A 25881-nucleotide genomic window follows, 5' to 3' on the forward strand; every position below is an offset into this window, starting at 1 on the left:
ACAACCATCGGCAAATTTCCATCGGCACTGCCCGGCCGACGATTGAACAGGACAGGTATGAAACTTCTCGTGACCGGCGGGGCCGGCTTCATCGGCTCGAACTTCGTGCGCCGCGCGCTGCAGGACCAGTACGAGGGTCTGGAGGGTGTCGAGGTCGTTGTCCTGGACAAGCTGACTTACTCGGGCAACCTCGAGAACCTCGCCCCGGTGTCGGACTCGGAGCGGTTCACGTTCGTCGAGGGCGACATCACGGATGACGTGGTGCTCGACGAGTGGATCCCGAAGGTGGATGCGGTGGTTCACTTCGCGGCGGAGTCGCACGTGGATCGTTCCGTGCGCGACGCGTCGGTGTTCATCGAGACGAACGTCGTTGGCACGCAGAAGCTGCTGGACGCGGCGCTGCGTCACGAGCTGCCTCGGTTTGTGCACGTCTCGACGGACGAGGTGTACGGGTCGATCGAGGAGGGCAGCTGGAGCGAGACGTTCCCGCTCGAGCCGAACTCGCCGTACTCGGCATCGAAGGCATCGTCGGACCTGATCGCGCGTTCGTACCACCGCACGCACGGGTTGAACGTGTCGATCACGCGCTGCTCGAACAACTACGGCCCGTACCACTTCCCGGAGAAGGTCATCCCGCTGTTCGTCACGAACCTCATCGATGACAAGCACGTTCCGCTGTACGGCGAGGGCAACAACATCCGCGACTGGCTGCACGTGGACGACCACTGCCGTGGCATCGCGATGGTGCTCGTGGGTGGCAAGCCGGGCGAGATCTACAACATTGGTGGTGGCACGGAGCTGACGAACAAGGAGCTCACGCAGCTGCTGCTCGACGCGACGGGCAAGGACTGGTCGTACGTGGACCGCGTGCAGGACCGCCTCGGGCACGACCTGCGCTACTCGGTGGACATCTCGAAGATCCAGCGCGAGCTGGGGTACGAGCCGAAGGTGCCGTTCGAGCAGGGCCTGGCTGACGTGGTGCAGTGGTACCGCGACAACCGCTCCTGGTGGGAGCCGCTGAAGGAGCGCGCTGCCCTGTGACCGATTCGACGTCTGTCCCCGCCGCGGCGGCCGCTCCCGCGGTCGCCGCGCGGTTCCTGATCACGGGTGCGTCCGGGATGCTCGGCCGTGACCTGCAGCGTGCCCTTACGGGTCGCGCGGTCACGGCGCTGGATCGCGCCGCGCTCGACATCACCGACCCTGCAGCGGTGGATGCCGCTGTGGCGGGGCATGACGTCGTCATCAACGCCGCCGCGTACACGAACGTGGACGGCGCGGAGAGCGACGAGGCGACCGCGTTCGCGGTGAACGCGACCGGTCCGGGCGTGCTCGCCGCGGCGGCCGCGAAGCATGGCGCGAAGCTCGTGCACGTCTCCACGGACTACGTGTTCCGGGGGGATGCGTCTTCCCCGTACGCGGAAGACGCGGGCCACGACCCGATCTCGGCGTACGGGCGCACGAAAGCGGCCGGCGAGACGGCGGTGCGGGATGCGCTGCCCGACGCGTCGTACATCGTGCGCACCGCGTGGCTGTACGGCGCCGATGGCCCGAACTTCGCGAAGACCATGGCGCGCCTCGCGGCGAGCAAGCCGGAAGTGTCGGTCGTTTCCGACCAGCTCGGGCAGCCCACGTTCTCGGCAGACCTCGCGAAGCAAATCGTCGCGCTCATCGACGCCGACGCGCCAGCGGGCACGTACCACGGCACGAACTCCGGGATCGCGTCCTGGTACGACTTCGCGCGCGAGATTTTCCGCCTCGCGGGCCACGACCCCGCGAAGGTGCGCGAGACCGACAGCACCGCATTCGTACGCCCAGCCCCACGCCCCGCGTACTCCGTCCTCGGCCACGACGCCTGGACGCGCGCGAACGTTCCACCCATGCGGCCCTGGCTCGACGCACTCGAAGACGCCGCCGCCCAAGGAGTCCTCAGCAGCTGATGGTTACCCTTCGTGTCCTCCTCGATCGCGCCGCCGACGAGCGCCCAAGCGGAACGCGGCGCTACAGCGAGGAGCTGGGTCGCCAGCTCATCGCGCGTGCGCCCCGCGGCTGCGACGTGGAGGCGATCATCCCCAAGCGTTCACGCGAGGAGGTCGCACTCCTCGAGGAACGCGTCCCGGGGCTGAGCTCCATCGTGCAGGCGCCGCTCCGGCCGGAGCGGCTCGAATCCTCCTGGTCCCGGGGGCTGCTCACGAACGCCGTCGGCGGTGGGTTCATCCACAGCCTCACCCCGCTCGCGCCGATGCGCGACATCTCGCTGAGCCAGGGCATCGACCAGACCGTCGTCACCTGGCACGACATGACGGCGTTCACGCACCCGGAGCTCGTCAGCGCGCACACGACGAAGCAGCACAAAGCGCTCCTGCGTCGCGCGTTCCGCTACGCGAGCGGCATCGTCGTACCCACCAACGCCGTCGCAGACCAGGTCATCGAGCACTACGACTTTGGCGACCGCGTCCGCGTCATGAGCCCCGCCGCGGCAGCGAGCATCCGCCTCCCAGCTTCCGAGGAAGCCGGAGACGAGCTCGCCGAAGCGCTCGGACTCCCCGACGACTACATCATCACGCTCGCGTCGCTCCACAAGCGCCACGGGCTCGCCCAGCTGCTTACCGCGCTCGGCGACGGCGCCCTCGACGGCGTCACCCTCGTTGTCGTCGGCCCGACCGAACGAGGCGACGTCACGCTCGACGCGCTGATCGCGGACTCCGGCGTCGACAGCTCGCGTGTTCACTCCGTCGGCGTGATCAGTGACGAGCAGCTCGCGGTCGCCCTGCAGCGCGCCAGCGCGCTCGTCGTCCCGAGCCTCAGCGCTGGCTTCGGCCTTCCCATCATCGAAGCGTTCAAATTCGGCACGCCCGTCATCACCTCCGACGATCCCGCACTCGTCGAGGTTGGCCTCGACGCCACCCTGGTCGTGGAACGCGGCAGCGGCATCGCCGACGCCGGCTACCCCGAACGACTCGCGGGCGCCATCGCCGGCGTACTCGGCGACAGCGACCTCGAGCGCCGACTCCGGCTCGCCGGCAAAGACCGCGGCGGCATGTTCTCCTGGGAGATCTCGGCCGACCAGGTCTGGAACTTCCACGCCGACCTCTAGGCGCACTGCCACGGCGCTCGCCGAACACGACTGGGAGAGATGGTGGACGAGCTACTGCGCTGGAGCACCGCCCTGCTCACCCTGTGCGGGTTCGGACTTGCCATGGGACTCAACCCGGCCCTCTACGCGGCGACCGGCGACCTCCTCGCCCGCAACGTCAACGTGGCCAGGCGACTCGGCTGGATGCTCCTCGGGCTCGGAGTCGGCGCGACCGCCCTCCTCCTGATCTTCCGCAGCTTCGACCCCACGACGCTGGTGTCCTCCCTGCAGGGGAGCCTCGACACCGCGCTCCTCAACCGCACGATCGACCTCGTCGTGGGCATCATCTTTCTCGTCTCCGCGGTGTCCGTGCTCATCTGGCGTGCCCGCGTCCACAACTTCCCGAAAACCGGCAAGGCGCCCTCGAAGCCCCGCGCATCCAACGCCGGCTACTTCCTGCTCGGCCTGGGAGCCTGCATCGGCTTCACGACCCTGCCGATTATGTACCTCACGGGCCGGCTCCTCCACAGCCTGACCGCCGACGACCTCCTGCGGGTCGCGGCCTACGCCGTGTTCCTCGTCGCTCTCGCGGCGCCGTTCCTCGTACTCGCGTGGGTGTGGACGAAGATCCCGTCCGTCACGGCACGCATCGTCGGGTTCTACTCCAAAGCCGCCGTCTGGGACTACCGGCGAACCCTCGCGGTCCTCCTCGCCGTCGCGGGCATCCTGTTCCTCTGGCTCGCACTCTTCGCCCCACGCGGCCTCTGACACGCCGCCGCCGCCGTCTCGGGATGGGTTGCTCATCTCGAGATGGGTTGCAAGCCATCCCGAGATGAGCAACCCATCCGGAGAGTCTGGTTCGCGAGCGCGCCGCACGCCGAGCCTGTGGATAAACAAGACGAAGACGAACGGGGCTCTCTAGCCTGAGCCGCATGAACTCCGAGCGCTCAACACCCGCAGGGCCACCGGCACGCGCGATGACCACTCGTGATGCTCTTCGCTCAGGCGCGACGCCGCAGGAGCTCTACGGAGGCGCGTTTACGCAGCCTCACCGCGGAGTGCAGATCGTTGGCAGCATCACGGCACCGGTTGACATCGCAAGGGCGTTTCTCCCCCGGATGCGCGCCTGGCACGCGTTCGGCGACGTCACCGCCGCTCTCTTCTGGGGCCTCCCCCTGCCGCGGAGATTCGATCAGGATGCAACTGTGCACGTCGTCGTTCCGACCGGCCGCAACAAACCCACAGGCGTCGGAGTCCGAGGCAGAAGCATCCACCCAGACATCTGGCAGATGACTGCCCCTTTCGGAGAGCCCCTTACACCTCCAGACCTCACCTGGGGCCTCTTGGCCCGGGTCCTCTCGGTTCGGGAGCTTGTCGTTGTAGGCGATGCTCTGGTGACGACTTCAGGTAGCTACCGCGGAATCATTCGCCCGGATTCCCCTGTGCCGCCCGTCGATGTCTTCGAGACTGTGCCCGAGCTCGCGTCCGCAGCTTCGCTTGCCGACGTCCTGGCGCGCTGGGGTCGAAACGTCGGCGCAACGCGCATGCGCGCGGCCATTCCTCAGATCAGGCAGGGGGTGGAATCTCCAATGGAAACCCTGACCCGTCTCGTCATCGTCGATGCTGGCTTTCCGGAACCTCTGGTGGGGTACCGAGTACACGCGGGACAGGTGTTCATCGGCCGAGTCGACCTTGCGTACCCGGAACTCAAGATCGCCGTGGAATACGACGGTGAGTATCACTGGGACCCGGAACAAGCCAAGAAGGACGTCGCCAGGATCAACCGTCTTCAGGAGGCAGGCTGGCTCGTGATTCGCATCACCATCGACGATCTCTTCAAGCGTCGAGCCACCTTCTTCGCGCAGCTAGGAGCCGCACGGAATCGTCCAAGGTGAGCCGCAGATGCCAGTTTCGGGATGGGTTGCTCATCTCGGGATGACTTGCAGTCCATCCGGAGATGAGCAACCCATCCCGAGACGCTGGGGTGGGACGCGCGGGTGGGGGGCGGATGCGGGTGGGGGCGCGCGGGTGGGGGCGTGCGGGTGGGGGCGGGTGCGGGCGGATGCGCGGCGCGCGCTACTCGGTTGGCGCGGTCTCCTCGGGGGCTGGCGTCGCCTCGGGGGGATCTGCTGCGATGGCGTCTTGCACGGCTGCGTGGATGGCGGGGATGTCGGGATTGCCCTGGTCGAAGTTGGGCGGCACGATGTCGAGGCGCACGCTGTTGCCGCTGCGGGATTTGAGGAGCAGGTCGCCGACGTAGCCGATCATGCCCTCGGGGATGTCGGTCTGGACGACCTTCTCGAGTGCGTCAGTGACGGGGCCGATCTTGCTGAGGAGGTTGCTTGGGGTCATGGTCGCGACCATGGCTTCCTGCAGCTGCCGTTGGCGTTCCATGCGGGCGAAGTCGGTCGTCTCGTAGCGGGACCGCGCGTACCAGAGGGCGGTGGAGCCATCCATGTGCTGCTGCCCGACCTCGATGAACTCGGTGGCGGGCGCCCATCCGGGTGAGCCGTCGTCGTTGATGCCGATGCCGACGCGTTCGGTGACGTTGATGTCGACGCCGCCGAGTGCGTCGATGAGCTCGGTAAACCCGGCCATGTCGACGAGCACGTAGTACTGGATGCTCAGCCCGGTGATGCCCTCGACCGCGTCCCGCATGGCTTCGATGCCGGGTTCGGAGCCTCGTTCCGCCGCGTCGGCGTAGCTGCCGTCTTCGGCGATCGTCGCTTCCGTGTAGACGGAGTTCAGGTAGCAGACGTCGACCGCGCAGCCTTCGTAGAGGTTCGGGTAGAGGTCGCGCATCGGCCCTTCGGAGAAGGGGAAGCTTTCCATGGCGCGGGGAAGGCCGATGGTGGTGAGCTTGCCGCTGAACGCGTTGAAGCTCATGACGCTGATGGAGTCGGGGCGGAGTCCTTCGCGGTCGTCGCCGCGGTCGCCGCCGAGCATCATGATGTTGATCTGTCCGTCGGCGGGCAGCTGGATGCCGTTGGAGGCTCCTCCGAAGAGCCCTTCGATGGCGGATTTGCCTTGGTTCGCGACCTGGGAGGAGACGGCGGCGAAGACGAGCGGCACCGCGACGAGCACGACGCCGATGATGCCGATGAGGGGGCGCGCCACTTGCTCGAGCTTGACGAGGCGCACGAGGCGCAGCGCGTCGAGGCCGCTGATGACCCACATGGCGACGTAGAAGAGCAGGATGAGGTGCACGATCGTGATGCCGATCGTGGTGGAGAAGATGAACAGCAGCGGCCCGCGGAGCACGAGGGCGAGCAGGACGGTGACGAGGATCGCGGCGATGCCGCCAAGCCAGATCGTCAGCATGAAGCGCCCGAATTTGCGGTTTCCGGCGAGCACCTGCGCGGTGCCCGGCAGGAAGAAGTTCGCAATCAGGAGCCACCAGGCGCGTCTGGTCATGAGCTGCGGCGAGCTGGCGTCCGGATATCGGAGCGGGAGGGTGAGTGTCATGGGGTCCTGCGGTCGAGGAGCGTGTGGTGCGGCGACGGCCCGGCGAGCGGGGTGTCGGGTCAGAGTGACTGCTTGAGGGCGTCGTTCTTGGCCTCGACGGTGTCGCGCAGTCCGTCACTGTAGTCGGCGAGGCTGGCTGCGAGCGCTTCGTCGGCTGTGGCGAGGATGCGCGCGGCGAGGATTCCGGCGTTCTTGGCGCCGCCGATGGAGACGGTGGCGACCGGGATCCCGGCTGGCATCTGCACGATGGAGAGCAGGGAGTCCATGCCGTCGAGGTACTTGAGGGGAACGGGCACGCCGACGACGGGGAGCGTGGTGAGGGAGGCGACCATGCCGGGGAGGTGTGCGGCGCCTCCTGCGCCGGCGATGATGACGCGGATGCCGCGGTCGCGCGCTTCGCGGCTGTAGCTGACGAGCTTCTCCGGGGTGCGGTGGGCCGAGACGACCTCGACTTCGACGGGCACTCCGAACGCTGCGAGCACGTCTCGGGCTTCGTGCATGACGCGCCAGTCGCTGTCGCTGCCCATGATGATGCCGACGAGCGGCTCCGGCTGAGGGGTGGCGGCTGCGGGCGCGGGCGATGCTGTGGGGTGGTCGCTCATGCGTGCAAGCGTAGACGCGCGTGCGCGGGCCGGTGCTGAGGCTGGCCGGTGACGCGGCGCCTCAGCACTGTCGACGCGGGTTGTCAGGCGTCGCGGTCGTCGTCGAACGCTGCCGCGGCGGCGCGGGCTCGGTAGACGACGTCGTCGAGCTCTGGCCCTGCGACGGTCACGTGGCCGACCTTGCGGCCTGGTCGCGCGGACTTGCCGTAGCTGTGGATTTTCGCGTCGGGATGCTCGTGCATGGCTCGCTCGTACCGCTCGCCGTAGCTGCCCTGTTGTGGGCCGCCGAGCACGTTCACCATGACGGCGTGCGGAGCGGTCATGCCGGTGTCTCCGAGTGGGAGGTCGAGCACGGCGCGAAGGTGCTGCTCGAACTGGCTTGTGGTGGACCCATCGATGGTCCAGTGGCCGGAGTTGTGGGGGCGCATGGCGAGCTCGTTGACGAGGATGCGTTGGTCGGTGGTCTCGAAGAGCTCGACGGCGAGCACCCCGGTCACGTCGAGGCCGAGCGCGACGGATTGGGCGATGGTCGCGGCGACGTAGCCGAGTCGGTCGTCTGCGCCTTCGGCACCGGGGGCGGGCGCGAGGACCTCTGCGCAGACCCCGTCGCGCTGCACGGTCTCGACGATGGGCCAGAGCGCGATGTCTCCGGATGGGCGGCGGGCGACGAGCTGCGCGAGCTCGCGTCGGAACTCGACGCGTTCCTCGACGAGCAGCGACTCGCCTGCCGCGAACCAGTCGGCGCCGTCTGCGCCGGACCGGACGATACGGACGCCCTTGCCGTCGTAGCCGCCGCGCGGGGTCTTGAGGACGGCGACGCCGCCGTTGTCGTCGATGAAGGCCTGGAGCTCTGCCTCGTCGCGCACCTCGGCCCACTCGGGGATGGGAATGCCGAGTTCCGCGAGGCGGCGACGCATGAGGAGCTTGTCCTGGGCGTACTGCAGGGCGTGGGGGCCGGGGCGCACGGCGACGCCGGCGTCGACGAGTCCGCGGAGCACGTCTTGCGGAACGTGCTCGTGGTCGAAGGTGATGACATCCACGCCGCGCGCGAACTCGAGGACCTCGTCGAGCACGTGCATGTCGCCGATGGCGGTGACGGCGCGCTCGGCGCTCTCGCCGCGACCGGCCGCGAACACGCGCAGGTCGATGTCGAGCTCGATGGCTGGTGGGAGCATCATTCGCGCGAGCTGTCCGGCTCCGATGACACCGACGACCTGACCCATGGTTCGCTCCGTTCGAGAGTGCTGCCGGCAGAGTGCTGCCGTGGGAGAGTCTGTGGGCCCGCATGGAATTGGAAGACATGGGGAGTTCTCCCCGCCTGCGGCGCTGTGGCAGTCTCGTGCCTTTTGCTCTGACGTGTCTATACTCCGACGAGGGTCACAACTCCCCAACAGTTTATCCTGCTTGCGCGGCATTACCCCCGCAAGTGCGCCACGATGGAGGTCGAGCGCTTGACCAATCGCTCCCAGAAGCACGCAGAGCCGCATCACTCTGAGCCCGAGGATTTCGTCGGCTTCGTCGCGGCCGAGACTGCCGAGTTCGACATCCCGGCGCAGCGCACGTCGCGCACACTGTGGGGACGCGTCGCCAACGTGTTCAGACGCATCGCCGCGTCGAAGGGCATGATGGCTCAGCTGATCAACTTCGGCCTGGTCGGCGGGGTCGGCTTCGTCGTCGACACTGGCCTGTTCAACATTCTCATGCTGACCGTCCTGAACCCGAGCGAGGTCGCACACGGCGCGCTCTGGGCCAAGGTCATCTCGACGTGCGCGGCGATCGTGACGAACTGGATCGGCAACCGCATCTGGACGTTCCGCCAGCACAAGCGCCAGGACAACTTCCGGGAGGCGATCGAGTTCTTCGGCGTCAGCCTGGTCGGCCTCGGCATCGGCTTGCTTCCGATCTGGTTCACGAACGCGGTCCTCGACAACCACTCGCTGGTCGCCTACAACATCGCGAACCTCGTGGGCATCGGCCTCGGCGCGATCTTCCGCTTCCTCCTGTACCGCTTCTGGGTCTTCTCCCCGAAGCGCGTGGCGGAGATGCAGGAGAAGAGCGCCTAAGGTCCGCTGAGCTCGCGGATGCAGGCGGCGACCGTGTTGGCGCTTGGCACGTCGACGAGTCGCAGGCGGTGACCGGAGATCGACGTGATGACGATCGTTCCCGAGCGGAACATCGCCTGCCAGAGGTTCCGGCGCACGGTGACGTCGACGATCGAGTTCATGGAGATCTCGCGGGTCTCGCTGGCCAGCGTGCCCTGCGAGAGCACGACGCGGTGCGTGGTGATGCGGTTGCGCGCCTGCAGCCAGACGACGATCGGCACGATGCCGAGCAGCACGATCGCGGCGAGCGAGATGAGCAGCCACGCGTGGCGTGCCCCGATCGTCGACTCCTGGAGGGCGCCGAGGTTGTAGCCTGCTGTGCCGAATCCGACGACGAGCACCAGCGATGGGAGGAGTAGGCGTCGGCCGTGCTTCCGGACGCGCATGACCGTCCGTTCTGGGAGCCGCATGCCGAGGGGCTCGTAGTGCCGCTGTTGGGAGCTGTCGTTCCAGGCGCCCGGCTGCTGCGCGTACGCGGCCTCCTGGTACCCCTGATGCGGCTGCGCGTATCTGCCGTGGTTCTGGTTCGGGTCTGCGTAGGTCTGGGGGCCGCCGTGCCCGTACTGGCCGGGGAAGGCCTGTTGGGGTGCAGGCTGGCCCTGCTGCGGGAAGACTGGTGGCTGCGGGGCATGCTGCTGGCCGGTCTGCTGCGCAGTGGCAGGCGTACCGAAGATCTGGTCCCAGGACTGCTCGCTCGGGTGCGGTGGGCGGCCGCGCATCAGGCCCCGTTCTCTGGGCGGACGCGTTCGACGTCGCCGGCCGCGACCGCCTTGGTCTCGCCGTTGTCGCCGCGGATGACGAGGTGCCCCTCCGGGGTGAGCTCGGTCGCGAACCCCTGGACGACCTCACCCGAGGGAAGTGTGGCGGTGACTCGGGTGCGGAGGGTCGAGCAGACGTCGTTCAGCTCCGCGTGCGCGCCGCTGGCGACGGCGTCTCCCCCAGTTGCCCGGAGGGCGTCGAGCCTCGCCACGAACTCGGCGAGGTAGGCGGGCAGCAGCTCGGCGGGGTGCGGGGGCAGCATGCCGCTCACGGCGAGCGAGGTCGCCTGCGGCGTAGGGAGCTCGTCGGCCAGCAGGGTGATGTTGACGCCGGTGCCGAGGATGCAGGAGAGCTCGCCGTCGCGGTTGCCGAGGACTCGTCCGAGAATGCCCGCGACCTTCTTGCCGTCGATTTGCACGTCGTTCGGCCACTTGACCTCGACTCGGGCGGCATGCTCGTCTGGCCTGAATCCGGGTGCCGGGGGTACGAGCTCGAGGATGGCGCTGCGCAGCGCGAGGCCGGCGATGAGCGGCAGCCAGCCGAGGATGCGCGGTGCGCGCTCGTCGTCGGGCAGCCGGACGAGGGTTGAGGCGGCGAGGCACTTGCCGCGGGGCGAGATCCACTCCCGCCCGTGGCGCCCGACGCCGGCCGTCTGCGCGTAGGTGACGAGCGTGCTCAGCTCCGGGTTCTGGCTGGCTTCGCCACCGGTGCGTTCCCAGATGTCGGCGAGCACGTCGTTGGTGGAGGTCGCTTCCGGCACGGAGATGAGGCGCAGCTCGGTTCCCGCGGCGCGCCCTCCGAGGAGGAGCTGGGTGATCGCGGGAGTGCTCACTGCGCACCTGCGATCGCCGAGCCGATGAAGGAGAGGTAGACGAAGGTCATGACGACGGAGGCGAGCACGGCGACGAACAGCGTCACGAGCGCCACGATGGAGAGCACCTTCGAGCGGCGCTTCTGCCAGAGGGCCACGATGGAGAGCACGAAGGCGACCGCGGCGACGGAGAGCGCGAGCGCGATGTTGAGCACCGGGACCGGGATGAAGGCCAGCACGAGCGAGAGGGCGGCGACGCCGAGCGCCCACGCACCCCAGAGGCTCCGCCTCGACTCGGCCGGGGCATCGGGGGCCTCGCCTCGGGCGCTCGAGTCGTACGGGGCCACGGGCGCGCTCGACGGCAGCATGCACTGCTGTGCCTGCGCATCCGGGGCAAGCGGTACAACCTCGGCGCCCGGCCGAGGCGACGCCCCGTGCGGTGCACCAGTCCCCTGAGTCATGCCGCCAACCTCTCGATGTCGTGCGGCGCGCGTCCCTCATGCACACCGCTAGGCGTTCAGGCTATCCCGAACGACCGAAGATACGCCGTGGCTGGAGGACCCGGGCGGCGGAACTCTCGCAGCGTCGATTTCAGCGGCAGAGTAAAGTGGCGCGGGTGAACTCCGCACCACTTGACTCCGCAGCGTCCGGTCCGACCCCCACGAGCACGGCCGACAAGATCGCCGACCTCAGGGCCCGCCACGCGGAAGCGGTGACGCAGGCGGAGGAGGTCTCCGCGAAGAAGCAGCACGCGAAGGGCAAGAAGACTGCGCGCGAGCGCATCCTCGAGCTGCTGGACCCGGGCTCCTTCGTCGAGCTCGACGAGTACGTGCGGCACCGGACCACCGCCTTCGGCATGGATGCGCGGCGCCCGTACGGCGACGCGGTCATCACGGGCACCGGCACGATCCACGGTCGCGGCGTCGCCGTCTACTCGCAGGACTTCACGACCTTCGGCGGCTCGCTCGGCGAGGTCGCCGGCGAGAAGATCATCAAAATCATGGACCACGCCATGAAGGTGGGGGTGCCGATCATCGGCATGCTCGACTCGGGCGGCGCCCGCATCCAGGAGGGCGTTGTCGCGCTCGGCAAGTACGGCGAGATCTTCCGCCGCAACACCCAGGCCTCCGGCGTCATCCCTCAGATCTCGATCGTCATGGGCCCCGCAGCCGGCGGTGCGGTCTACTCCCCCGCGCTCACCGACTTCGTGATCATGGTCGACAAGACGAGCCACATGTTTGTGACCGGGCCCGACGTCATCAAGACCGTCACGGGTGAGGAAGTTGGCTTCGAGGAGCTCGGCGGCGCGCTCGCGCACAACCGCACCTCGGGTGTTTCCCACTACTTGGCCGCAGACGAGGATGACGCGCTCGACTACGCACGCCAGCTCCTCTCCTTCCTCCCGGACAACAACCAGGCGGAGCTGCCGAGCTACGACATCGAGACCGAGCTGGAGATCACCGATCTCGACAAGAAGCTCAACACCGTCATCCCCGACTCGCCGAACCAGCCCTACGACGTGAAGCAGGTCATCGAGCTCATCGTCGATGACGGTGACTTCCTCGAGGTGCAGCCGCTGTTCGCGCCGAACATCATCATCGGCTTCGCTCGCGTCGATGGAACCTCGGTCGGCATCGTCGCGAATCAGCCGAGCGCGATGGCCGGAACCCTGAACATCGAGGCCGGCGAGAAGGCCTCCCGCTTCGTGAGGTTCTGCGACGCCTTCTCGATCCCGATCCTCACGCTCGTCGATGTGCCCGGCTATCTCCCCGGCACCGACCAGGAATGGTCTGGGGTCATCCGGCGCGGCGCGAAGCTGCTCTACGCATACGCGGAGGCGACGGTGCCCCTGGTCACCGTCATCCTGCGCAAGGCCTACGGCGGCGCATACATCGTCATGGGCTCGAAGCAGCTCGGCGCCGACCTGAACTTCGCGTGGCCCACGGCGGAGATCGCCGTCATGGGCGGGCAGGGCGCCGTCAACATCCTGTACCGCGGCGAAATCAAGCGCGCGGAAGAGGCAGGCGAAGACGTCGCCGCGGTGCGCGCCCGCCTCGCGAACGAGTACACGTACAACGTCGCGTCGCCGTTCCTCGCCGCCGAACGCGGCGAGCTCGACTCGGTGATCGAGCCTGCCTCCACGCGTGTCATCGTGGCGAAGGCTCTGCGGACGCTTCGCACGAAGCGCGCCTCGCTGCCCCCCAAGAAGCACGGGAACATCCCACTGTGAGCCAGGAGCACATCCCCTCGCACGTCGGCCTCGAGCACATCGTGCGCACGGTCAGTGGCAACCCGAGCGAGGACGAGCTCGCGGCGGCAACGCTGGTGCTCGCCTCGATGATCGAGTCGGCGCAGGAACTGGACCGGCCGCGTGACATCGTGCGCCGCCGCACCGCCTGGCAGCTCTCGCAGCGTCCCATGCGCGGGGGCGGCTCCGCGAGCGACCCCTTCGGCGGCTCCTACCGGAGCTGACGCCTTCGTATGCGCAGAGAGCGGTCAGGCGGCGGCTTCGTGTTCGCCATCGTCACGCTACTCGCGGTCCTGGTGGTGTTCGCGACGCCGGCTGGCGTGCCCACCCAGGATGCGCCTGACGCGGTTGGCGCCGACCCGTGGAGCGCCGAAGGCCTCCGCGACTGGTTCGAGTCGAACGTGCTCGGCGCCGAGGGCAGCTTCGAGCCGATCGTCGTCCCAAGCGAGCAGGCCGCCAGTGATTCGCTCGACTACCCGCCACTGGTCGTCGCGCCCATCGGCCCCTGGCCGGACGGGGATGCAGGCATCGACGCCTTCATCGCCGAGACCGGCGTGCCAGCGACCTGGTCCGCGGACGGCCAAAGCGCCTGCCCTGAGGGCGCGCAGGCCTGCACGAAGCAATCCTGGTGCGAGGGCAGCGGATGCCCAACCGAGCAGCCGACGGCGAGCATCCACCTGAGGGCCGACGACCCGACCCTGTTCCCGTCGATCACCGAGGTCGGCGCGTCTGTGCTCATCCACGAGCTCGGCCACGCGCAGCAGGCCTACGTTTTCCCGAGCCCGCAAGAGATGCAACGTGTGCTCGAAGAGCAGGGCTTCGGGCAGTTCACCGGCCATGACGGCGACGTCGTGCCGGCAGTGGAGGGACACGCGGAGTGCTACACGCAGGCGCTCATCCGAAGTTCCGCGTACTTCGCCGACTGCCCGATCGAGTACAAGGAGCGTGCCGTCTCCCTACTGCTTGAGCAGCGACCGTAGCGGGCGCCGACTTCTCGCTACAGTGAACGAGAACCATCCAGACTCAAGGGGACATCATGGCGAAGACCACGGTCAGAACGGCACTCACGATCGGAGCGCTCGCGCTGCTCGGGCTCGGCCTCAGCGGTTGCTCGGCGGCGCAGGATGTCGCCGACTCGGTCGAGAGCGAGCTCAGCGAGAGCGACGTGCGCGACGGGGAGACGCAGGAGGTGACCGAGTCGGGCGACCTCGATGTCTTCAAGCTCGCCGTCGGCGACTGCTTCAACGATGCAGGCAGCACCATGGTCAGCGAGATCCCTGTGGTCCCGTGCGCGGATCCGCACGACTACGAGGTCTACCACGAGGTCGAGCTGCCCGATGGCGACTTCCCGGGTGACGAGGCCATCGAGACGCAGGCCATGACCGACTGCACCGCCCAGTTCGCGACGTTCGTCGGGCTCGCCTACGAGGAGAGCGCGCTGGACTTCAACTACCTGACGCCGACCCAAGAGAGCTGGGAGGGCGCAGACGACCGCCTGATCCAGTGCAACATCACCGACCCTGCCGCGCAGACGTCGGGCACGCTCGCCGGCGCCGCTCGCTGACCGGGCGGCGCTGACCGGGCACCTCAGCGACGCACGAACCTCGCGATCGTCTCGAAGTGGTGCGTGTTCGGGAAGAGGTCGTAGGCGCGCATCCACTCGAGCGCATACCCGTGCGCCAGGAGGAGCCCGGTGTCTCTCGCGAGCGCGACCGGGTCGCACGCGACGTAGACGAGCTGCGCCGGGGTGAAGCTCGCGAGGCGGTCGATGACCTCCTTGCCTGCTCCGGCCCGGGGAGGGTCGAGGATGACGGTCCCACGGGAGACGCCGCCGCGGTCGAGGTGCGTTGCGTCGCGCTCGAGACGCGCGAGGTACTGGTCGACGCGCGCGGTGACCGCGCTCGCGCCGCGCCACTCCGCGAGGTTCGCCGTCGCGTGGCTCGTCGCCGCCGCGTTCGACTCGACGGTCTCGATGAAGGCGCCGGGCCCAGCCTCCTGCGCGAAGGCGGCCGCGAGCAGCCCCACCCCGCCGTAGAGGTCGAGGTTCACGGCCTCCGCGTCGACCAGCGCCGGATCGAGCGCGTCGGCGACGGCGTTCGAGAGCGTCTCTGCGGCGAGGCGATGCACCTGCCAGAACCCGTCCTCGTCGACGCGATACTCGCGACCGTTGACCACCTCGGTCACCACCCCGGGCTTGCGGCCCTGAACGCCGTCGATGATGGTGCGCATGCGCGTGTCGAGCTCCGCGGGCGCGACGAGCTCGATGCGGCCGGAACCCGGGAGTCGTTCGCCCAGCGGCGCCAGCTCCTCGATGTCGGCGTGTGCGAGCGGCAGGGTCTCGGTCTCGATGACTCGGTGCGAGCGTGCAGCATAGGGCCCAACGCGGCCGTCATCGTCGACGTGCAAGGTCACGCGGGTGCGCCAGCGCGTTCCGCCGTTCTCGTCGTCCCCGAGCAGCGGCTCGACGGCACCTCGCCACTCGTGACCGGCAAACCGAGCCATCGACTCGGCCAGGACCTGCGCCTTCAGCTCCCGCTGTCTGCCGAGCCGGATGTGCCCGAGTTCGGCCCCTCCAGCCCGCTCCTCCGGTGCTCGCTCGATGGCGGCCTCGCTCCACACGTGCGGCTGGCGGTCCGCCGACGGGCGCAGCACCTCCGTTGCGACAGCTCGGGCGAACGACTTCCGCACTTCAGTGACTCGCACCCGGACAACCTCGCCTGGCACGGCGTCGGCGACGAAGATCACCCTGCCGTCATGACGAGCCACGAAGATCCCGCCGTGCGCGACGTCGCCGACCTCGAGCTCGATCTCGTCGCCTGGGGTGATCTCGGCCGAGTGGTTCTGGGTCGTGCCGTCCTGGGTCATGCGCTCGAGCCTAGCCGTGCGCATCCGCCACACCCTGCACCGGCAGGGTCAGAGCCGGGCGAAGAGGCCGGGGTAGCTCACGACGAACCCCTGCTCGTCGGTGGTGATCTCGCGCTCGAACGAGCCGTCGACGGTCTGGAAGAGGTAGCGGGTGCGGCTGAGGCGCCGATAGCGCTGGCGGTGGAGGAAGACCGTGAACGTATCGGTGTCGATGTAGGCGACCTGGATCTCGCGGTCTTCGCCGACCTCAAGGCCAAGCCGTCGCATGGGGAGGGTGTTCGTCAGCGGCGTCGCGCGAATGTCGACGTCGAGCGCGCCGCTCAGCTCCGGAGCTGCGCGGTCGCCGACACGCCAGTCGCCTCGACCGTTCGAGGTGAGCGTGAGGCTCTCACCGCTCTCGGGGCGTCGCAGCGACACGAGGCGCGTGCGCAGCACCGGGTCTGTCTCGAGGAGGTACTCGAGGTGCGCCGGCGCGGGAGACGCTGCCGACGCAGCCGGCGACGAGATGCGAGAGTTCGCGGTGAGCGCACCGACGGCGTTCTCGACGACGCTGGCGGCCTCGACGTGACCGGTCGCCTCCGTGACCCAGCTCAACGCGACCGGAGCCGCCGCGGCCTCGACGCCGGGCGCATCCCAGACCACCGACGAGCGTGAGAATCTTGTCTGCTTCGGAGCGCGGTAGCGCGATTCGAGCCGGGTCACCGCGCGCCCTTCCCTTCGGAATCTGGGCGCTTGGCCGAACTGCGGAAGCTGTTGAGCATGCGTCAGATCGTATGCAAGGGTGCTTGGCGCACTCTGGCAGGAGCTGGCGCGTTGGCTGACCGCGAGGTGAGACGCGGTCCCACGCACGGGCCTCGGACACGGCCAGCGGCGGTCCCGGTACCCTCGCCTCATGCGCCTGTACCTCGCCTCGACGTCACCCGCCCGCCTGATGCTGCTCCGCCAGGCGGGTATAGAACCGGTCGTCATTCCGTCGAGCGTCGACGAGGACGCCGCCATCGAGGCGCGGCTCGCAGAGGGGCCGCTCGAGCCGAGCGAGTACGTGCAGCTGCTCGCGCGCGCCAAGGCGCTTGCGGTGGCGGATGCGCCGGACCCGGCGACCGGGGAGCCCCTGGATGGGCTCGTGCTCGGCGGGGACTCCATGTTCGAAATCGGTGGGCGGATGCTCGGGAAGCCGCACGAACCGCACGTCGCCCGCGATCGCTGGGTCGAGCAGCGCGGTGAGACTGGCACGCTGTGGTCGGGGCACTGGCTCGTGGACCGCCGGGGCGGATCGCGCGCTGCCGGTGACGGCACCGGCAGCACCGCGAGCGCGCGCGTCAGCTTCGCCGCGGACCTCGACGACGCGGAGATCGACGCCTACGTCGCTTCCGGCGAGCCCCTGCAGGTGGCCGGCGCCTTCACGATCGACTCGCTCGGAGCCCCCTTCATCGAGCGCATCGAGGGTGATCCGTCGACGGTGGTCGGGCTCTCGCTTCCCGCCCTGCGCCGGCTCGTGCGCGGCATCGGCATCAGCTGGCCGGACCTCTGGAACCGCGGCTGAGGCCGCTCGGAAGCGCGGCTTCCGCCTGTCTGGTCGCCGGAGATCTCGCCTCTTCCCGTGTGCTTGACCCGGCCTCGACGTACTTGGCTACGAATTGAGCACAGACGCCTCGCGCGTCTGGTGGATGGCGGTGGCCGGGCGTAAGGTCGCGCCCAGGCGTCAACGACGACGCCCCGTGAGGGAGGTTCAGCCATGCCCCAGGATCCGTCTGGCACATCGGGGCCAGCAGCAGCCATCGTCAACGAACTCGGCGGCGCCGAGAACATCGAGAACCTCACGCACTGCGCGACCCGGCTTCGGTTCCAGCTGCGCGACGCGTCAGGCATCGACCGCGCTGCCGTCGAAGCCATCCCTGGCGTGATGGGCGTGGTCCCCCAATCGGGCGAGCGCTACCAAGTGGTCATCGGCGGCGGCGTGCAGAACGTCTATAACGACATCCAGGCGCTGCCGTCCATGTCCGGCGGCGGAGCGCCGGCCGCCCCACAGGATGCCGCCGCTCTCAAGGCCGCGGCGCGGGCGAAGGGGCCGCGCGGCAAGTTCGCCTGGCTCGATAACGTCTTCGAGTTCCTCTCCGACTCGTTCCGACCAATCCTCGGCGCCCTGCTGGGCGCATCCTTGTTCATCACCTTCATGGCCCTCATGAGCACGCTCGGCGTCATCCCCAACTGGGCCGACCCGCGAACTGACCTCCCGCCCTCGTGGCGATTCCTGAACCTGTGCTGGCAGGCCGTGTTCGTCTTCCTCCCCCTCTACATCGCCTACAACGCGTCGAAGCGCGTCGGGGCCGACCCCTGGATCGGATTCGCGATCATGGGCGTGGTCATGCTCCCCGGCTTCACGGGGCTTGCCGACGGCATCGACCCGATCGAGGTCTTCGGCTCAGAGGTCTCGGTGGTGCCGATCTTCGGTCTGCCGCTGACCGTGTTCGACTACAGCTCTCAGGTGTTTCCACCGCTGCTCATGGCCGCATTGCTCGGGCCGCTTTACAAAGGGTTGAAGAAGCTCATCCCTGAGGACCTGCACCTCATTTTCGTGCCGTTCCTCAGCATGCTCATCATGATCCCCGCGACGGCGTTCCTCATCGGCCCGATCGGGGTCTACACGGGTGCGGGCCTCGCCAACCTCCTCCGAGCCATCAACGACTTCTCGCCGCTCATCTTCGCGATCGTCATCCCGCTCGCCTACCCGTTCATGGTGCCGCTCGGCCTCCACTGGCCGATCAACGCGATCATGCTCCTCAACATCCAGACCCTTGGCTACGACTACATCCAGGGCCCTATGGGCGCATGGAACTTCGCCTGCTTCGGGGCCACCGCTGGCGTGCTCTACCTGTCCATCCGCGAGAAGGACGCGCAGATGCGGCAGACCTCGACCGGAGCGCTGGCCGCCGGCCTGCTCGGCGGCATCTCCGAGCCGTCGCTGTACGGCATCCACCTGCGCTTCAAGCGCATCTATGGCCGGATGCTCGTCGGCTGTCTGGTCGGAGGGCTCATCATCGGCATCGGCGGCGGCGTGAAGACGAGCGCCTTCGTCTTCACCTCGCTGCTCACAATCCCCGCCTTTGACAACATCCCGCTGTACGCGACCGCGGTCGGGGCGGCGTTTTTTGTGGCCATGTTCCTCGTGATCTTCTCCGGCTACCGAAGCCCCGAGCAGCAGGCGGAGTTCGAGGCGGCGCGCGTGCCGGTGGCCGACCTGGAGACCGCGAAGAAGGGCGAGAGCACCGAGGACGTGATCACCGCGGCCGGTACCCGCGAGCAGGCGTCCGCGCCGCGCACCGTGGAGGTGCTCGCACCGCTTGAGGGCGAAATCGTCCCCCTTGCCGAGGTCCCTGACGCGGTCTTCAGCCAAGGGATTATGGGTCCGGGTGCGGCGATCAAGCCGAGCGGCAACATCGTCTACGCGCCGGGCACCGGCACGATCGCCGTGGCACAGCCGACCGGGCATGCTTTCGGCCTGCAGCTCGACAACGGACTGGAGGTGCTCATTCACGTCGGCATCGACACGGTCGAGCTCGACGGCAAGGGCTTCGACGTGAAGGTCAAGGCAGGCGACCATGTCACACCGGGGACCGTGCTCGTGGAGTTCGACCGTGACCTCGTCGAGGCGGCGGGCTTCTCGCTCATCACGCCGGTCATCGTGCTCAACTCGACCGCCTTTGCGTCGGTCGAGGCGGTTGGCCTTGGCAGCGGCAAGGTCGGTACCCCGATGCTCGAGGCGGTGACCAAGACGACCGCACCAAGCGAGGTCTAAACCGGGGCTGCTCGTCTCGGCGGGTGAAGGATGCGCGTCAGGAGCGCGCGGCCAGCGCTTCCCGCGCCGAGACAAGCAGCGTCATCGCGCGAGCGTCGAAGGAGTGGTACTCGGCGACCTTCCGCGCCGTGGCCTCGCGCTGCTCCATAGTCGGCCATCCGCTGGCCCCGTCTTCCAGTAGTCCCCTCAGCTCGTCGACGGACGAGTACGTGCGCACGGAGTCGCCGAACTCGGCCGGGAGGCCACCAGTGATCCGGTCGGAGACCACCACGGCGCCCGCCGCGACGGCGTCAAACAGCCGGTTCGAGACGAACCCGTGCTGGGCCATGTCGTCCCAGTGGTCGTTGAGCACGATGCGCGCCCCTCGATAGGCGCCGGGGACGGCTGCGTTGTCGAGGTACTCGGACTTGACATGGCGCTTGTCGATGAACTGCTCCCACAGGTCGCCGTAGACCTCGAGATCGGCGCCAGCGGCGATGGAGTCGCGCACGATGGGTCTGAACACGTTGCGGGAGCGCCCGACGAAGAGCACCCCCGATTCGAGGTCGCTGGGCTGCGGCCGCGGCGAGAAGCGAGCGGCGTCGGTCGCCTGCAGCAGGGGCCTGATCTCCCGGTCCGGTCGCGACATGACTGCCGCCCAGGGCACGCTCGCCGCGAGACGCAGGTCGAAAGGCAGCTCGAGCTCCTCTTCGTTCACCCAGTCTGGGTGGCTGATGATCCAGAGGATGTTGATGGCACCCTCCACAATCACGGGGCGGTGGTAGCCGCGAAGGTGCACGGCCACGTCGTCCGGGATGCTCGGGTCTGGCCGCCTGCGCGTCTCCCAGCGGTCGACGTACACGGTCTGCCCGAGGCCCCGAAGGGCGCGAGCGAGGTCCTCCGCGTAGAAGACGTCACCCCAGACATCCCCCTCGGGCGAGTCGGGAGCCGGCACCTTGATGGCCCACGTGAGAGGCCGCTCCTCGGGCGCGCGGCCGAGCATTCGTCGGGCGCGGGAGCGCACGGCACTGGCGAGGTTTTTCGCGCGGGACGTCACCCGGTCAGCCTAGCCCCCGACCTCCCCGCGCACCGGAGCGCGGTCACCCAACCACGACGACACTCGGGCTGCTGACGAGCTCCGAGAGGTCGCGCACGCGGACCTCCGTCATCGGCAGCTCCGCCTCCGCTGCCGCGAGTCGGATACGCGCTTCGAGGTCGGCGTTCTCGACGGCTCGTGCGTCCACACTGGCGACGCCCGCGGGGGTTCGCACGAGGATCAGCTGCGCGCCGGACGGCCAGCGCCTCTGGGAGTACTCGGCCGGGCCGAGCCCGTCGCGGCGCTGGCCCGCCCCTGCGAGCTTCCCGAGCAGCCGGGCGGCGACCTCGTCGACCGCCCCCTCTCCGAGTTCGCCGAGCAGTACGCCGAAGTGCGTCACCTCCCCGAGGTTCAGCTCGATGCTCTGGCGCACCTCCGCAAGCGCCTCGGAGGTCGTTGCCGTGACCTCCACGGGCATGATCGCGTCGGCATAGTCGTCAACGAGCAGGGCGAAGGGCGCGACGTTGCGCCCGACAATGGCGACCGTGTTGCCGCTGCGGAGCAGCGCGTCGGCGAGCTGCCGGTCGGCTCCGTCGTCGCCGCCGGCGATGCACCAGGTCTGGTCGGTCATGATCAACTCCGTTTCATTAACGGCGCCCGCGTTGGCACCACCATCTCGAACTATACTTAGGCTTCCCCTCACTATTAGTTAGAGGCTCGGCAATTCCAGGAGGTCCCCATGTCGGCAGACGAGTCACGCGAGGAGCTGCTCGCGCAGCTCAACGAGGTCAAGACAGAGCTCGCGCGAGGACTCTCCGCGCGACACATGGCACCGTTCCTCGAACTGGACATCACGGCCCAGCAACTCAAGACCGTCTTCCTTGTGACGACGGGAACCGTGACCACCGTGTCCCAGGCGGCCGAACACCTCGGCATCGCCGTGCCGACCGCATCCGCGAGCATCGACAAGCTCGTCGAGCTCGGCCTCCTGACCCGCGCCGAGGGCAAACCCGACCGGCGCATCCGTCACCTCACGCCGACGCGCAAGGCGATCAGGCTGCACGAGCGATTCCTCGGACTCCGCACCGACACCGACGAGTTCGCGGAGCACCTCAGCGACGAAGAGCTCCGGGGTCTCGTGGTCGGCTTCCGCGGTATCCGCCGCGTGCTCCGCCAGCTCAGCAACCCGGCGGCATCCTGACGCGTCGGAATCCTCCCCGCTAGGGGCGCAGTGAGCGCCAGAACAGCTCGAGCGAGCGGCGCACCACAGCCTCACGCTCGACCCTCGGCGTGCGGGGCAGCACGCCGGCGAGCATTGAGAGCAGGAGCAGCACGTCGTCGGCACCGATGTCCTCGCGAACCTGCCGGGCACCACGTTCCCGCTCGAGCACGCTTCCGAGCATCGCGAGCATCCGGCCTCGAACGCTCGCGCCCTGCGCGTCCGCCGTATCGGTCAGCGTGAGCTGAATGAGGCCGACCGACACGAGCATTTGACTCGCGATGAGTTCCAGGAGCTCCGCGAGCCCGGCGTCCGACGATGCCGCGAGCGTCTCCAGGTCAACAATGGCCTCACCGAAGACCGCGAGCGCGAGCGAACCCCGGTCGGGAAAGTGCCGGTAGAGGCTCCCTTGCCCGACACCGGCGCGCTTGGCGACCGAGCTGAGGGGCGCATCCACTCCCGCCTCGGCGAAGACCTCGCGCGCGGCCGCGATCAGCGCGCGGCGATTCTCCGGGCCCGCACTCGGCCCTCGATTGGCTTTCGCTGGAGTCGACACCGGGATAGCATAATCCGGACAGTATTGTCCGGTTCGTTCGATCCGACGCTGTCACCACCCGAGGGGACGTCAGCGAACGACCCCCGAGTGGACCGAGCAGAAAGCTGGCCAGCAGATGACCTCGAGCGCGCACCCCCTCACCGCCGACAACACCGTCGGCGAATGGCTCACCGACCCGACCGGCGGCGTCGTGATCCGCGAGATCCTCGCCCAGGGCGGACAGGACGCGACCTCCCTCGCGCCCGTTGCCGGCGTCCCGCTCTCACAGCTCGTCGAGCTCAGCCAGGGCAAGTTCCCCCAGGAGATGGTGGATGCGATGGTCGCGCGAGTGCGCAGCGGCCAGGTGACGCCGGCCGAGCCTGGCGCCTTCGGTCCCGTCTCCGACCTCGACACCCCGCGGGCTCCGCGGGCCGAGGCATGGGTGGAGGCGGTCACCGGCGGACGCTTCGCCGGCACGACGATCATCGTCACCGGGGCCGGATCCGGCATCGGCAAGGCCACCGCGTCGCGCATCGCCCGCGAAGGCGGACGGGTCATCGCCGTCGACGTCTCCGCCGAACGCCTCGAGACGCTGGTCGCCGAGCACGAGGGCGCCGACATCGTGACGCTCACCGCCGACATCACCGACGACGCGGGAGTCACGCAGATCGTCGAGGCGGCGGGGCAGCGCATCGACGGCCTCGCGAACATCGCAGGCATCATGGACAACATGACCCCCGTCGGCGAGGTGAGTGACGAGATCTGGAACCGCGTCTTCGCCGTCAACGTGACCGGCACGATGAAGCTCATGCGCGCCGTCATCCCGGCGATGCTCGCCGTCGGCAAGGGCGCCATCGTCAACGTCGCCTCCGAGGCGGCACTGCGTGGCTCCGCCGCCGGGGCCGCGTACACCGCGTCCAAGCACGCCGTCGCCGGCCTCACGAAGTCGAGCGCCTTCATGTACGGCCCGAGCGGCCTGCGCATCAACGCCGTCGCGCCTGGCCCCGTCGCGACCAACATCGAGGCGCGCTTCGACTCCGAGCTCGGCGCGAAGCGCGTGCAGCAGGCGATGGCGATCCTGCCGACGCCGACCACCGGAACGGCACTCGCCGCATCCATCACCTTCCTGCTCAGCGACGACGGGGTCAACATCAACGGCGTCATCCTGCCCTCGGACGGCGGCTGGTCGGCCGCCTGACGCCGGACACGGCGCTGCACCCCACGCGTAGGCTCTTCCCCATGAGCAAACCCGTCACGCGCACGCGCAAGTTCTTCTGGATCGGCCTGGTCGTGATCGCGTTGATCTTCATCGGCTCCGGCGTGTACGAGATGCTCGCGTAGCACTCGCCCGCTCGCCGTCCGCGCTCCCTGCGAGCCTTCCGATCGATCTCGGGATGGGATCCTCACTTCGGGATGGGATCTATCCCATCCCGAAGTGAGGAACCCATCCCGAGACTGCTGGGGAGTCCCGAGACTGTTGGGGAGTCGCGGGACTGTCAGGGATTCAGGGATTCGGCGCTAGATCACGTTGTACTGCTCGAGCAGGCGCCCGATGATCGTCTTGTCGACGAACCGCCTCGCGAACCCGGGAATCGGCAGCTTCTTCCCATCACGGAGATACGAGGTCGACTTCATGAGCTCGCGCACGTCGTAGATCGAACCGAACACCTCGGGCACGCCGCGGTCGACGCCGAGCAGCTGATAGACCGCCTCCATCGCGGTGCGCACCGAGTACTCGGTCGTGAAGATGCAGTCGCGAGTCGACTCGGCGAACTGCCCGATGAAGGCGAAGTTCACGACCTTCTCCGGCACGACCTGCGGACGGTCAGTGCCGTTGCGCGGCAGGAAGAACGCCGTGATGAACGGCATCATGCAGGGGCGCGTGATCGCACCGGTCGCAGCGAGCTCGTCGATCTCGTCGACCGGCACCCCGATCTGGTACAGCCACTCGCGCGTGATCTCCTCGCCGGTGCAGTCGCGCATGGGCTTCTTCACGTAGTCGCCTGGCACGTCGGTGAACAGGGCGTAGACCCAGACGACCGTCTGATCGTCCGGCTGCTGTGAGAAGTGGGGCTGACGGTTGACGGCCCAGCTCATGAGCCACGCCGAGTCCTTCGCCGACACGATGCCGCCCGTCACGACCTTGCCCGACCTGGTCGGGCGCTTCGCGATGCGCTCGATGTAGGCCGGGATGCGCGCATCCAGCGTCGTGACCGTCGCGGACTCCCACTGCGACTCCTCGGGCGTCGTGCAGAACTTGTCCGGGTTGCCGAAGGAGGGGTCCTGGGCGGCGATCTTGCGCCACAGGTACCAGCTGCCGCCCTCGCGCACCTCCGGGTTGTACTGCGCCGGGGTGTGGTGATCTCCCCAGTTCGAGTTCTCAACGAGTGACCCGTTGGTGACAAACACGAGGTCGTTCTCGGTGAGGTCGAGCCCGCCCGGCTCGCCGTCGCGGATCCACTCGATCGCCTTGGCCACCTTCTTCTCGGGCGTGATGTCGAACTCGACATTGACGACTCGGGTGCCGTTCTGCACGGTCACGCCCTGCGCGAAGAGCCAGGTGATGAGCGGCAGCACCAGCGACTCGTACTGGTTGTACTTCGTGAACTTGAGCGCGCTGAAATCGGGCAGGCCTGCGATGTGGTGGATGAAGCGCTCGACGTAGAGCTTCATCTCGAGCGCGGAGTGCCACTCCTCGAACGCAAACATGGTGCGCCAGTAGAGCCAGAAGTTCGACTCGAAGAAGTCCTTGCTCATGACCTCGTTGATGCGCTTGTCGTAGAGGCTCTCGGGCAGCGCGAGCACGAGGTCGACAATGTTCTTTGTCGCCTTCGTGTTCAGCGTGAAGTCCATGCCGGTGTTGGCGCTCTCGCCCTGGTTGACCGTGGCGCGCTGCAGCGATCGGTTCGGGTCCTCCTTGTCGAGCCAGTAGAACTCGTCGAGCACGGATGCGCCCTCGATCTCGAGCGAGGGAATCGACCGGTAGAGGTCCCACAGGCACTCGAAGTGGTTCTCCATTTCGCGGCCGCCGCGGATGAGCCAGCCGGTCTCCGCGTCGCCTGCCCCGTCGAGGGCACCGCCGTCGGCATTGGAGGCCTCGAGGATCGTGATGCGGTCCCCGGCCATCTGCCCATCGCGGATGAGGAACGCCGCGGCGGCGAGGGACGCGAGCCCGCCCCCGACCAAGTAGGCCGACTTCTCGTCGACCCCCGCCGGCTTCTTGGGCCGAGCGAACGCCTCGTAGTTGCCTTTGCTGTAGTACATGGCTGCCCTTCGTTGGGGAACGGGTACGAACTGCTTCCCATCCTGGTCGAGTCGCGTTTCGGGCGCGAGGCTCCGCCGCGTCGAATCCCCGGGGCCCCGACGCAAATGGCCGGGTGCCTCCGCCAGA

General features: G+C 68.2%; 26 protein-coding genes. 14 read left to right on the forward strand and 12 right to left on the reverse strand.

The window, feature by feature from the left end; translation table 11 throughout:
- The first annotated feature begins 57 nt into the window (after positions 1–57).
- The 5 genes from rfbB (at position 58) to ACPYN9_RS01885 (ending at position 4968) form a co-directional block, all read left to right on the forward strand.
- On the forward strand, positions 58–1041 hold the full coding sequence (gene rfbB, locus ACPYN9_RS01865; RefSeq protein ID WP_424463416.1) for a dTDP-glucose 4,6-dehydratase: 984 nt from the start codon (positions 58–60) through the stop codon (positions 1039–1041).
- Positions 1038–1937 (forward strand): dTDP-4-dehydrorhamnose reductase, encoded by a 900-nt coding sequence (rfbD, locus tag ACPYN9_RS01870; RefSeq protein ID WP_424463417.1) that lies wholly within the window; start codon positions 1038–1040, stop codon positions 1935–1937. Before rfbB ends, rfbD begins: the two co-directional genes overlap by 4 nt.
- A complete protein-coding gene (locus ACPYN9_RS01875; RefSeq protein ID WP_424463419.1) occupies positions 1937–3094 on the forward strand; it encodes a glycosyltransferase family 4 protein in 1158 nt (385 codons plus the stop codon). The genes rfbD and ACPYN9_RS01875 overlap by 1 nt, the downstream gene beginning before the upstream one ends.
- Positions 3095–3133: 39 nt before the next feature.
- Complete coding sequence (locus ACPYN9_RS01880; RefSeq protein WP_424463421.1) at positions 3134–3841, forward strand: hypothetical protein; 708 nt, start codon at positions 3134–3136, stop codon at positions 3839–3841.
- A 674-nt stretch (positions 3842–4515) separates the two neighbouring features.
- Positions 4516–4968: an endonuclease domain-containing protein gene (locus tag ACPYN9_RS01885; protein ID WP_424463422.1), complete on the forward strand. Its 453-nt coding sequence runs from the start codon at positions 4516–4518 to the stop codon at positions 4966–4968.
- A 181-nt stretch (positions 4969–5149) separates the two neighbouring features.
- Here the strand turns inward: ACPYN9_RS01885 and ACPYN9_RS01890 are convergent, their stop codons facing one another.
- The 3 genes from ACPYN9_RS01890 to ACPYN9_RS01900 form a co-directional block, all read right to left on the reverse strand.
- Positions 5150–6538, reverse strand: coding sequence for an LCP family protein (locus ACPYN9_RS01890; RefSeq protein WP_424463424.1), 1389 nt, complete (start codon positions 6536–6538; stop codon positions 5150–5152).
- A gap of 59 nt (positions 6539–6597) precedes the next feature.
- Positions 6598–7140: a 5-(carboxyamino)imidazole ribonucleotide mutase gene (purE, locus tag ACPYN9_RS01895; protein WP_424463426.1), complete on the reverse strand. Its 543-nt coding sequence runs from the start codon at positions 7138–7140 to the stop codon at positions 6598–6600.
- Positions 7141–7223: 83 nt separating this feature from the next.
- A complete protein-coding gene (locus ACPYN9_RS01900) occupies positions 7224–8432 on the reverse strand; it encodes a 5-(carboxyamino)imidazole ribonucleotide synthase (RefSeq protein ID WP_424463732.1) in 1209 nt (402 codons plus the stop codon).
- Positions 8433–8591: 159 nt separating this feature from the next.
- Here ACPYN9_RS01900 and ACPYN9_RS01905 point away from each other — a divergent pair, with 159 nt between their 5' ends.
- On the forward strand, positions 8592–9203 hold the full coding sequence (locus ACPYN9_RS01905; protein ID WP_424463428.1) for a GtrA family protein: 612 nt from the start codon (positions 8592–8594) through the stop codon (positions 9201–9203).
- Here the strand turns inward: ACPYN9_RS01905 and ACPYN9_RS01910 are convergent.
- Genes ACPYN9_RS01910 through ACPYN9_RS01920 form a run of 3 tightly spaced genes read right to left on the reverse strand, consistent with a single transcriptional unit; the run spans position 9200 to position 11273 of the window.
- The gene (locus ACPYN9_RS01910) at positions 9200–9961 is read right to left on the reverse strand and encodes a PH domain-containing protein (RefSeq protein ID WP_424463429.1); all 762 of its coding nucleotides are present in this window, start codon (positions 9959–9961) and stop codon (positions 9200–9202) included. The two genes, ACPYN9_RS01905 and ACPYN9_RS01910, sit on opposite strands and share 4 nt — an antisense overlap.
- On the reverse strand, positions 9961–10833 hold the full coding sequence (locus ACPYN9_RS01915; protein WP_424463430.1) for a biotin--[acetyl-CoA-carboxylase] ligase: 873 nt from the start codon (positions 10831–10833) through the stop codon (positions 9961–9963). The genes ACPYN9_RS01910 and ACPYN9_RS01915 overlap by 1 nt, the downstream gene beginning before the upstream one ends.
- Positions 10830–11273, reverse strand: a complete 444-nt coding sequence (locus tag ACPYN9_RS01920) for a hypothetical protein (RefSeq protein ID WP_424463432.1) — start codon at positions 11271–11273, stop codon at positions 10830–10832. The genes ACPYN9_RS01915 and ACPYN9_RS01920 overlap by 4 nt, the downstream gene beginning before the upstream one ends.
- 155 nt (positions 11274–11428) lie before the next feature.
- On the opposite strand from ACPYN9_RS01920, the gene ACPYN9_RS01925 reads away from it, so the two are divergent.
- Genes ACPYN9_RS01925 through ACPYN9_RS01940 form a run of 4 tightly spaced genes read left to right on the forward strand, consistent with a single transcriptional unit; the run spans position 11429 to position 14624 of the window.
- Positions 11429–13042 carry an acyl-CoA carboxylase subunit beta gene (locus ACPYN9_RS01925; protein ID WP_424463433.1) on the forward strand — a complete coding sequence of 538 codons (1614 nt, stop codon included), beginning with the start codon at positions 11429–11431 and terminating at the stop codon, positions 13040–13042.
- Positions 13039–13284, forward strand: a complete 246-nt coding sequence (locus ACPYN9_RS01930) for an acyl-CoA carboxylase subunit epsilon (protein WP_424463434.1) — start codon at positions 13039–13041, stop codon at positions 13282–13284. The genes ACPYN9_RS01925 and ACPYN9_RS01930 overlap by 4 nt, the downstream gene beginning before the upstream one ends.
- Positions 13285–13323: 39 nt before the next feature.
- Positions 13324–14040, forward strand: coding sequence for a hypothetical protein (locus ACPYN9_RS01935; RefSeq protein ID WP_424463436.1), 717 nt, complete (start codon positions 13324–13326; stop codon positions 14038–14040).
- Positions 14041–14096: 56 nt separating this feature from the next.
- On the forward strand, positions 14097–14624 hold the full coding sequence (locus ACPYN9_RS01940; protein ID WP_424463438.1) for a septum formation family protein: 528 nt from the start codon (positions 14097–14099) through the stop codon (positions 14622–14624).
- 23 nt (positions 14625–14647) lie between these two features.
- On the opposite strand, the gene ACPYN9_RS01945 is transcribed toward ACPYN9_RS01940, so the two are convergent.
- Both ACPYN9_RS01945 and ACPYN9_RS01950 read right to left on the reverse strand, forming a co-directional pair.
- The gene (locus tag ACPYN9_RS01945) at positions 14648–15925 is read right to left on the reverse strand and encodes a class I SAM-dependent RNA methyltransferase (protein WP_424463439.1); all 1278 of its coding nucleotides are present in this window, start codon (positions 15923–15925) and stop codon (positions 14648–14650) included.
- A gap of 48 nt (positions 15926–15973) precedes the next feature.
- The gene (locus ACPYN9_RS01950; RefSeq protein WP_424463441.1) at positions 15974–16627 is read right to left on the reverse strand and encodes a putative glycolipid-binding domain-containing protein; all 654 of its coding nucleotides are present in this window, start codon (positions 16625–16627) and stop codon (positions 15974–15976) included.
- Between the two features lie 190 nt (positions 16628–16817).
- Between ACPYN9_RS01950 and ACPYN9_RS01955 the strand changes: the two genes are divergently transcribed.
- Both ACPYN9_RS01955 and ACPYN9_RS01960 read left to right on the forward strand, forming a co-directional pair.
- A complete protein-coding gene (locus tag ACPYN9_RS01955; RefSeq protein WP_424463443.1) occupies positions 16818–17468 on the forward strand; it encodes a Maf family protein in 651 nt (216 codons plus the stop codon).
- 192 nt (positions 17469–17660) lie between these two features.
- Complete coding sequence (locus tag ACPYN9_RS01960; RefSeq protein ID WP_424463445.1) at positions 17661–19721, forward strand: glucose PTS transporter subunit IIA; 2061 nt, start codon at positions 17661–17663, stop codon at positions 19719–19721.
- A 37-nt stretch (positions 19722–19758) separates the two neighbouring features.
- Here ACPYN9_RS01960 and ACPYN9_RS01965 read toward each other — a convergent pair whose 3' ends face one another.
- Positions 19759–20757, reverse strand: a complete 999-nt coding sequence (locus tag ACPYN9_RS01965) for a glycosyltransferase family protein (RefSeq protein WP_424463446.1) — start codon at positions 20755–20757, stop codon at positions 19759–19761.
- A gap of 43 nt (positions 20758–20800) precedes the next feature.
- Positions 20801–21367: a hypothetical protein gene (locus tag ACPYN9_RS01970; protein WP_424463448.1), complete on the reverse strand. Its 567-nt coding sequence runs from the start codon at positions 21365–21367 to the stop codon at positions 20801–20803.
- Positions 21368–21475: 108 nt separating this feature from the next.
- On the opposite strand from ACPYN9_RS01970, the gene ACPYN9_RS01975 reads away from it, so the two are divergent.
- Complete coding sequence (locus ACPYN9_RS01975; protein ID WP_424463450.1) at positions 21476–21937, forward strand: MarR family winged helix-turn-helix transcriptional regulator; 462 nt, start codon at positions 21476–21478, stop codon at positions 21935–21937.
- A gap of 19 nt (positions 21938–21956) precedes the next feature.
- Here the strand turns inward: ACPYN9_RS01975 and ACPYN9_RS01980 are convergent, their stop codons facing one another.
- On the reverse strand, positions 21957–22511 hold the full coding sequence (locus ACPYN9_RS01980; RefSeq protein ID WP_424463451.1) for a TetR family transcriptional regulator: 555 nt from the start codon (positions 22509–22511) through the stop codon (positions 21957–21959).
- A 115-nt stretch (positions 22512–22626) separates the two neighbouring features.
- Here ACPYN9_RS01980 and ACPYN9_RS01985 point away from each other — a divergent pair, with 115 nt between their 5' ends.
- Positions 22627–23688 carry an SDR family NAD(P)-dependent oxidoreductase gene (locus ACPYN9_RS01985; RefSeq protein WP_424463453.1) on the forward strand — a complete coding sequence of 354 codons (1062 nt, stop codon included), beginning with the start codon at positions 22627–22629 and terminating at the stop codon, positions 23686–23688.
- 320 nt (positions 23689–24008) lie between these two features.
- Here ACPYN9_RS01985 and ACPYN9_RS01990 read toward each other — a convergent pair whose 3' ends face one another.
- Entirely contained in the window at positions 24009–25754 is a 1746-nt protein-coding gene (locus ACPYN9_RS01990; protein ID WP_424463455.1) for an oleate hydratase, read from the reverse strand.
- Between the last annotated feature and the right edge of the window lie 127 nt (positions 25755–25881).

Source organism: Pseudoclavibacter helvolus (genome assembly GCF_049707175.1).
GTDB classification, from domain to species: domain Bacteria; phylum Actinomycetota; class Actinomycetes; order Actinomycetales; family Microbacteriaceae; genus Pseudoclavibacter; species Pseudoclavibacter helvolus_A.

What these genes read in the sequence shown, in the direction of transcription:
- ACPYN9_RS01975 (WP_424463450.1), top strand. Translation starts at nt 21,476, where the DNA reads ATGTCGGCAGACGAGTCACGCGAGGAGCTGCTCGCGCAGCTCAACGAG.
- purE (WP_424463426.1), bottom strand. Translation starts at nt 7,140, where the DNA reads ATGAGCGACCACCCCACAGCATCGCCCGCGCCCGCAGCCGCCACCCCT.
- ACPYN9_RS01940 (WP_424463438.1), top strand. Translation starts at nt 14,097, where the DNA reads ATGGCGAAGACCACGGTCAGAACGGCACTCACGATCGGAGCGCTCGCG.
- ACPYN9_RS01910 (WP_424463429.1), bottom strand. Translation starts at nt 9,961, where the DNA reads ATGCGCGGCCGCCCACCGCACCCGAGCGAGCAGTCCTGGGACCAGATC.
- rfbB (WP_424463416.1), top strand. Translation starts at nt 58, where the DNA reads ATGAAACTTCTCGTGACCGGCGGGGCCGGCTTCATCGGCTCGAACTTC.
- ACPYN9_RS01985 (WP_424463453.1), top strand. Translation starts at nt 22,627, where the DNA reads ATGACCTCGAGCGCGCACCCCCTCACCGCCGACAACACCGTCGGCGAA.
- ACPYN9_RS01990 (WP_424463455.1), bottom strand. Translation starts at nt 25,754, where the DNA reads ATGTACTACAGCAAAGGCAACTACGAGGCGTTCGCTCGGCCCAAGAAG.
- ACPYN9_RS01955 (WP_424463443.1), top strand. Translation starts at nt 16,818, where the DNA reads ATGCGCCTGTACCTCGCCTCGACGTCACCCGCCCGCCTGATGCTGCTC.
- ACPYN9_RS01890 (WP_424463424.1), bottom strand. Translation starts at nt 6,538, where the DNA reads ATGACACTCACCCTCCCGCTCCGATATCCGGACGCCAGCTCGCCGCAG.
- ACPYN9_RS01880 (WP_424463421.1), top strand. Translation starts at nt 3,134, where the DNA reads ATGGTGGACGAGCTACTGCGCTGGAGCACCGCCCTGCTCACCCTGTGC.
- ACPYN9_RS01920 (WP_424463432.1), bottom strand. Translation starts at nt 11,273, where the DNA reads ATGACTCAGGGGACTGGTGCACCGCACGGGGCGTCGCCTCGGCCGGGC.
- ACPYN9_RS01945 (WP_424463439.1), bottom strand. Translation starts at nt 15,925, where the DNA reads ATGACCCAGGACGGCACGACCCAGAACCACTCGGCCGAGATCACCCCA.
- ACPYN9_RS01960 (WP_424463445.1), top strand. Translation starts at nt 17,661, where the DNA reads ATGCCCCAGGATCCGTCTGGCACATCGGGGCCAGCAGCAGCCATCGTC.
- ACPYN9_RS01875 (WP_424463419.1), top strand. Translation starts at nt 1,937, where the DNA reads ATGGTTACCCTTCGTGTCCTCCTCGATCGCGCCGCCGACGAGCGCCCA.
- ACPYN9_RS01970 (WP_424463448.1), bottom strand. Translation starts at nt 21,367, where the DNA reads ATGACCGACCAGACCTGGTGCATCGCCGGCGGCGACGACGGAGCCGAC.